Below are 6,792 nucleotides of genomic sequence, written 5' to 3' on the forward strand. Positions count from 1 at the left end.
CTAGAACGGGGGCCACGGCACGGCCGGCATGGGTCCGTGCGGAGCGGGGAAGGTGCCGGCGGACAGCAGGGCGTCGCACCGGTCGCCGAACGCCTGCACCTCCGCGGCCGTGACCAGGTCGGGCAGCACGCCGCCCAGACCGGTCGCGTCGTCGAGCGAGGCGCGCAGCCGACGCACGCCGTCGAGCTCGTCGTCGGTGAGCGGCTGGCCGAGCCAGCCCCACAGCACCGTCCGCAGCTTGTGCTCCGCGTGGAACGTCAGGCCGTGGTCGACGCCGTAGCGGTGGCCGTCGGCCATCTCCAGCACGTGCCCGCCCTTGCGGTCGGCGTTGTTGAGCACGACGTCGAGCACGGCCATCCGCCGCAACGCCGGCGTGTCCTCGTGCACGAGGGCGACCGGTCGGTCCCGCTCGTCGACTCCGTCGAACACGTGCAGCATGCCGTCGGGGACGCGGCGGGCGCGGACGATGGTCACGGCCTCCTGGTCGGGATCACTAGTCTGCCAGCGCTGCACCATGCCCGGACCGTGCGGCCCGTCGCGCAGCCAGGTGGGCGGGACGACGTCCCAGCCCGTGGCCCTCGACGCCTGGTACGCCGCGAGCTCGCGGTGCGCGAGCAGCCCGTCGGGGAAGTCCCACAGCGGCTGCTCGCCGGCGACCGGCTTGTAGACCACCTGCACGTCGCCGATCGTCGCCACGAACGTCGCGTTCGAGGCCGAGACGACCCGGCCCGTCAGCACCAGCTCGTCGTGCAGCAGCGCCGGCTCGACGTCGGCCGACAACGGGAGCTCGTTCACCGGAACTCGTCGGGCAGCTCGCAGACGTGGTCGTCGGGGGAGTCCATCGGCACCTCGCAGATCGGGCACGCCGGACGGCCTGCCGAGACCACCTCGCGGGTCCGCTGGGCGAACGCGCGGGCGCTGCCGACCGGGATGCGGACGACCAGAGCCTCCGGCGGGTCGACCTCGACCACGCCCTCGGCGTCGGCCTCCGCCTCCACGTCGAGCACCGGGAACGCCTCGATGACGATCTGCGCGGTCGAGGGGTCCCATCCCAGGCCCATCGCCCCGACGCGGAACTGCTCCTCCACCGGCTGGTCGAGCGGCTCGTGGTCGGCCAGGCCGTCCGGAGCGCTCGCCGGGATGCTGAACGGGTTGCCGTCCTCGGCCATCAGCTCGTCGAGCACCTCGTCGAGCCGGTCGGCGAGCACCGCCGACTGCTCCTTCTCGACCGCCACGCTCACGAGCTCACGACCGGCCCTCGCCTGCAGGTAGAACGTGCGTGCGCCGGGTGAGCCGACCGTGCCGACGACGAAACGGTCGGGCCAGTCGAATCCGTGGACGATGGTGGCCATGCCTCCACTCTAGGGTCCGTCGCCACGCACCGCCGCGCGGCGACGTCAGGAGCGGCCCGGGCCCGCCAGCTCCGCCGGTCCGTCGTCCAGGGCGTCCAGCGTCGCCGTCCCGTCCTCGGATCCGGCCTCCGGACCCCGGGGCCCGGCACCCCCGCCGGGCACCGCGTCGGTGGCCGTGGCGTCGGCGGCCGGGCGCAGCCAGCCGAGGTCGCCGGCGTGGGTGTTCTGGGCCAGCACGTAGGGACGGGCCTCGGTGTAGCGCACGATCGAGATCGACGCCGGGTCGACCTGGATGCGCTGGAAGAGGTCGAGGTGCATCCCGAGCGCGTCGGCCAGCACCGCCTTGATGATGTCGCCGTGGCTGACGGCCACCCAGACCGCGGACGCGCCGTGCTCGGCCTCCACCTCGGCGTCGATCCGCCGCACGGCCTCGACCGCGCGCGCCTGCATCGTCGTCATCGACTCACCACCGGGGAACACGGCGGCCGACGGCTGCGACTGCACGACCTTCCACAGCGGCTCCTGCGCCAGCTCCTTCAGCGGTCGTCCCTGCCAGGACCCGTAGTCACACTCGCTGACGGCCTCCTCGACCCGCAGCACGATCGAGGGGTCCTGGTGGGCCAGGACGGCTGCGCTCGTCTCGCGGCATCGCTCCATCGGGCTCGAGTACACGGCCGCCAGCGGCACGTCCGTGAGCCGCTCGCCCGCACGCGCGACCTGGTCGCGTCCGTGGTCGTCGAGCAGTACCCCGGGCGTCCGCCCGGCGAGCACACCGGAGGCGTTGGCGGTCGTGCGGCCGTGCCGCAGCAGGACGAGAGTGGCCATGTCCACGAGCCTAGGGCCGCCCCGCGCACCGCGCCGGGCGTGGTGCGTCGGGCCCGCTCACGGCACCGGCTCGGTTAATCGCTTGGCGACGACGCGCCGCGCCCCCTACGGTGGTCCCCGGTGCGCCACTCGGCCACCCCTCACCTCGCAGCAGGAGACCACCCGTGACCACGTATCGCAGCAGCCTCGAAGCGACCGGCCCCTGGGCCGCGCGCGCGCTGCACGCTGCCTTCGTGGTCTCGCAGCACGTCTCCCTCGAGGACCAGGACCCGCGAGGCCAGAAGCTGCCCGCGACGGAGCGACCCATGACCTAGGTGCACCCTGCACCGGCCGGGGCCGCTCCAGCGAGTCAGACGACTCGAGGGGGCGGCCCCTTCGCATGTCCGGACCCATCCCACCAGATCCGGACCCGACCCCGACCCGTGCCGCAGCAGGCACGACCCCAGCACGCACCGACGACCCACCCGGGAGGTGACCACCGATGGAGACGCAGAACGGCAGGACCCGCGCCAGGACCGTGGCGCGCACCGAGAGCACGGTCGCGTCGGTCCTGACCACGCACGGCGTGGTCGCGGCCTTCGCCCACCCGACGCCGCGCGCCCTCGCGGACGACTGGGCGTGCGCGGGCCAGGACCCCGAGCTGTTCTTCCCGAGCGACGACGGCCAGCTGCTCGCCGCCCAGGCGGTCTGCGGGACGTGCACCTTCCGGGACACCTGCCTCGCCCTCGCGACCGCGAGGTCCGAGAGCGGTGTCTGGGGCGGGGTGCTGCTCGCCGACGGCACCCCGCTGGCCTCGGTCCCCACCAGGGGCAGGCCGAGGGGGAGCCGCTCGCGGCCGACGCCCCAGACCGCTGCCTGACGGCGTCCGCACCACGCCGTCGGGCAGCCCCCTCTCCGTAGCTCAGCTGGACAGAGCCCCCGGTCGCGAGCCGGGAGGTCGGAGGTTCGAGCCCTCCCGGGGAGACCCGGCACACCCGCCACCACCCCCACATCGACACCCACCGCCCGAGGAGGCGACCCACCATGACCACCACGACCATCCCGCCCGACGCCACGGCGTTCCCGACGCGCCTGCCCGGTGCCGTCGCCGACACGCTGATGTGGGCCGACCCGGCCGACGTCGAGGACGCTGCCCTCGCGCAGCTGCGCACCATCTCGCGCCTGCCGTGGGTCCACGGCCTGCGCGTCATGCCCGACGTGCACCTCGGCAAGGGCGCGACCGTCGGCTCCGTCGTCGCCATGCGCGACGCCGTGTCGCCGGCCGCCGTCGGGGTCGACATCGGCTGCGGCATGACGGCGGTCCGCACCGACCTGACCACCGAGGACCTCCCGGAGGACCTGCGGGGCCTGCGCCACGAGATCGAGCGCGCCGTCCCGGTGGGCTTCCACGCGCACGACGTCGCCCCCGACGTCGACCGGCTCGGTCTCGGCGGGGCCGGGGCCGGCTGGGACACGTTCTGGGCCGGGTTCGGCGACCTGCACGAGACGGTCCGCGACCGCGAGTCGAAGGCCATGAAGCAGATGGGCTCCCTCGGCGGCGGCAACCACTTCATCGAGGTGACGTCGGACGACGGCGGACGGGTGTGGCTCATGCTGCACTCAGGGTCGCGCAACATCGGCAAGGAGCTGGCGGAGCGGCACATCGCGGCCGCGAAGGGCCTGGACCACAACCTGGACCTGCCCGACCGCGACCTCGCCGTCTTCCTCGCCGGCACCGCACCGATGCAGGCGTACCTGCGCGACCTGTACTGGGCGCAGGACTACGCCGCGCGCAACCGTGCGGTCATGATGGCGCTCGTCCGCGAGGTCGTCACGACGTACTTCGGGGCCCGCGGTCGCGACGTGGCGTACGACCGCGCGATCTCCTGCCACCACAACTACGTGGCGCAGGAGCGGTACGACGACGTCGACCTGGTGGTCACCCAGCAAGGGCGCCATCCGCGCGGGTACGGGCGACTACGGCCTGATCCCGGGATCGATGGGCACCGGTTCGTACGTCGTGCGGGGGCTCGGCAACGAGCAGTCCTACTGCTCGGCGTCGCACGGTGCGGGACGCCGGATGTCGCGCACCCGGGCCCGCAAGACGTTCACGGCGGACGACCTGGTCGCCCAGACCGCGGGCGTCGAGTGCCGCAAGGACCTCGGCGTGGTCGACGAGATCCCGGCGGCGTACAAGGACCTCGAGTCCGTCATCGCGGCGCAGACCGACCTCGTGTCGGTCGAGGCGCGGCTCACCACCCTGCTCTGCGTCAAGGGCTGACGGCGGTGGGCTGACGGACGGGGGAGAGGTGGGGCCGGTCGGCGCAGGACCGACCGGCCCCGGTGTCGCAGCGGTGCAGAGTGATCTAGCCGCCCACGGCCCGGCACCCCCGCCGGACCAGGCCATCTGCCGCCCACGGCCCGGCACCCCCGCCGGGCCGGGCCCGGCTCACCAGGTGTCGACGGTGCGACCCGAGCCGACGAGCCGGCCGTCGCGGTCGGCGGCCTCCACCAGGCGGGCGAGCAGATCACGGGTCTCGGCCGGGTCGACGACGTCGTCGATCTCGCCGTGCCGCGCGACGTTCAGCGCCGACGCGTGCGCCTGCGCCAGCGCGGTCAGCTCGCGCACCATGCGCTCGCGCTCCTCCTCGTCGGCGAGCGCCTCGAGCTCCTTGCGCATCGACAGCCGCACGGCGCCCTCCAGACCCATCGCGCCGAGGTGCGCACCGGGCCACGCCACCGTCATCAAGGGCTCGTGCAGACTGCCGCCGAGCATCGCCTGCGCGCCGAGTCCGTAGGCCCGCCGCAGCACGACGCCGATCATCGGTACCTGCAGCGAGGCGCCCGCCACCAGCAGCCGCGCGCAGTGCCGCACCATCGCGGTGCGCTCGGCCTCGGGGCCGACCATCATGCCCGGGGTGTCCACGAACGAGACCACGGGGAAGCCGTGCGCGTCGCAGAGCTGCAGGAACCGGGCCGCCTTGTCACCCGCGTCGGCCGTGATCGCGCCGGCCACGTGGCGGGAGTCGTTCGCGAGCACGCCGACCGTCCGTCCCTCCAGCCGGGCCAGGGCCGTCACCAGCTCCGGCGCGAACGTGGGGCGCAGCGGCAGCACGGTGTCCTCGTCGAACACCGTCTCCAGCACCGGCAGCGGGTCGTACGCGCGACGCTCGCCGGCCGGGACCACGTCCCGCAGCACCGACTGGTCGCCGGCGGTCCAGTCGTCGCGTCGGCCGAGGAAGTAGCCGATCAGCTTCCGCGCCACCTGCGGCGCCTCGTCGTCCTCGGCCACTACGTCGACCACGCCGTTGGCGGTCATCACGTCGATCGGGCCGACGTCCGCGGCCTCGACGTCGCCCAAGCCTCCGCCGGCGATCATCGCCGGCCCGCCCATGCCGAGCGACGCCCGCGACGTGGCCACCACGAGGTCGGCCGTGCCGGCCACGACCGCGTTGCCGGCGAAGCAGTTGTCGTCCACGACGGCCACCCGCGGGACCCGCCCCGACAGGCGCGCCCACGCCGCGAACGTCGGTACGTCGAGCGCCGACGCCAGCGGGATGTCGGTGTCGCCGGGGCGTCCTCCGCCGCCCGCGGCGAAGAACACCGTCGGCAGGCCGAGACGGGCCACGACGTCGAGCAACCGGTCGGTCTTGGCGTGCCCGCGCATGCCCTGCGTGCCGGCCATCACGAGGTAGTCGTAGGACAGGACGGCGCAGGCGTGACCGTCGATCGTCGCGAGCCCGCCGACGATGCCGTCGGCCACCGTGCGGTCGAGCAGGTCGTCGTCGCTGCGCCGGTCGGTCTGCGCCGCGGTCACGAACCGGCCGTACTCGACCAGGCTGCCCGGGTCGACCAGCGCGGCGACGTTCTCGCGTGCCGTGCGGCCCCCGCGGCGGTGCAAGCGCGCCACGGCCTCGGGGCGGGCGGTGTCCTCGGTGAGCGCGCGTCGGGCGAGGAGCTCGAGCAGGTCGGGTCGGATGTCCACCCGGTGATCCTGCCGCACGACGGGCCAGGCCGTGGGGACCAGCCTGTGCTGTCCAGCCTGTACGGGCCGGCGGCAGCCCTACCGGGTCGTGCCGTGCCGGGAGAGGTGGTCGTGGAGCCCCCGCAGCACCGCGGCGTCCTCCGCGCTGGTGCGGACGGGGTCGGCCACCCAGTCGACGAGCGGGGCGCTGCTGCGCGACGCGCCCGAGCGGACGTCGGCGGCGGCTGCGGCCAGGAGTCGGCCGACCGGTGTCGTGGGCGGTGCGTCCACGCGCTCGGCGACGAGGGTCTCGGCGCGCTCGAGCGCGACGTCGGGCACGTGCGGTCGGCGACGGGCCGCGAGGGCGGCCACCGCGTGCGGCAGGGCGCCGGTCGGCAGGTCGCTCGACATCAGCTCCTCGGCCATGGTGTCGAGGTGCAGCTCCATCAGCCAGGTCGGCATCCCGCGGGTCGCGAGCATGTCGGCCAGCCAGAACACCTGCTGCACCGCCACGGCCTCCGGTGCGGCGACGAGGTGCACGATCCAGCTGGAGTCCGACACCGAGAAGCGTGCCCCGCGGTCGCCGTAGCGGTCGCGGTAGTAGGGCAGGCCCTCGTACGACGTCCGCGCCGCGCGGATCGCCGCGCGCAGCATGGACAGGTCGGTCGCGAT

8 protein-coding genes, 1 tRNA gene and 1 pseudogene are annotated in these 6,792 nt (G+C 74.3%); 5 read left to right on the forward strand and 5 right to left on the reverse strand.

The genetic code is table 11. From position 1 onward, the window contains the following. From A6Q81_RS10905 to A6Q81_RS10915, 3 genes are read right to left on the reverse strand one after another with little or no spacing between them, the layout of a single operon-like run. Positions 1-795, reverse strand: a complete 795-nt coding sequence (locus A6Q81_RS10905; protein ID WP_236749836.1) for an SCO1664 family protein — start codon at positions 793-795, stop codon at positions 1-3. Further along, entirely contained in the window at positions 792-1,352 is a 561-nt protein-coding gene (locus tag A6Q81_RS10910; RefSeq protein ID WP_067856117.1) for a DUF3090 family protein, read from the reverse strand. The genes A6Q81_RS10905 and A6Q81_RS10910 overlap by 4 nt, the downstream gene beginning before the upstream one ends. A 45-nt stretch (positions 1,353-1,397) precedes the next feature. Beyond that, a complete protein-coding gene (locus A6Q81_RS10915) occupies positions 1,398-2,177 on the reverse strand; it encodes a histidine phosphatase family protein (RefSeq protein WP_286690450.1) in 780 nt (259 codons plus the stop codon). 164 nt (positions 2,178-2,341) lie between these two features. On the opposite strand from A6Q81_RS10915, the gene A6Q81_RS10920 reads away from it, so the two are divergent. The 5 genes and pseudogenes from A6Q81_RS10920 (at position 2,342) to A6Q81_RS17385 (ending at position 4,437) form a co-directional block, all read left to right on the forward strand. After that, positions 2,342-2,491, forward strand: coding sequence for a hypothetical protein (locus A6Q81_RS10920; RefSeq protein ID WP_286690451.1), 150 nt, complete (start codon positions 2,342-2,344; stop codon positions 2,489-2,491). 167 nt (positions 2,492-2,658) lie between these two features. Continuing rightward, complete coding sequence (locus A6Q81_RS10925; RefSeq protein ID WP_286690452.1) at positions 2,659-3,036, forward strand: WhiB family transcriptional regulator; 378 nt, start codon at positions 2,659-2,661, stop codon at positions 3,034-3,036. A gap of 31 nt (positions 3,037-3,067) precedes the next feature. Beyond that, a tRNA-Arg gene (locus tag A6Q81_RS10930) sits at positions 3,068-3,141 on the forward strand. A 224-nt stretch (positions 3,142-3,365) separates the two neighbouring features. Further along, positions 3,366-4,040 (forward strand): annotated as a pseudogene (locus tag A6Q81_RS17380) (RtcB family protein); the annotation flags it as partial. Positions 4,041-4,155: 115 nt separating this feature from the next. After that, complete coding sequence (locus A6Q81_RS17385) at positions 4,156-4,437, forward strand: RtcB family protein (RefSeq protein ID WP_286690456.1); 282 nt, start codon at positions 4,156-4,158, stop codon at positions 4,435-4,437. Positions 4,438-4,605: 168 nt separating this feature from the next. Here A6Q81_RS17385 and A6Q81_RS10945 read toward each other — a convergent pair whose 3' ends face one another. After that, a complete protein-coding gene (locus A6Q81_RS10945; protein ID WP_286690453.1) occupies positions 4,606-6,141 on the reverse strand; it encodes an acyl-CoA carboxylase subunit beta in 1,536 nt (511 codons plus the stop codon). A gap of 78 nt (positions 6,142-6,219) precedes the next feature. Further along, positions 6,220-6,792: hypothetical protein (locus A6Q81_RS10950; protein ID WP_286690454.1), on the reverse strand; the 573-nt coding region annotated here is incomplete at its 5' end.

The sequence above is a fragment of the Aeromicrobium sp. REDSEA-S38_B2 genome (assembly GCF_001628525.1).
Lineage (GTDB): Bacteria > Actinomycetota > Actinomycetes > Propionibacteriales > Nocardioidaceae > Aeromicrobium > Aeromicrobium erythreum.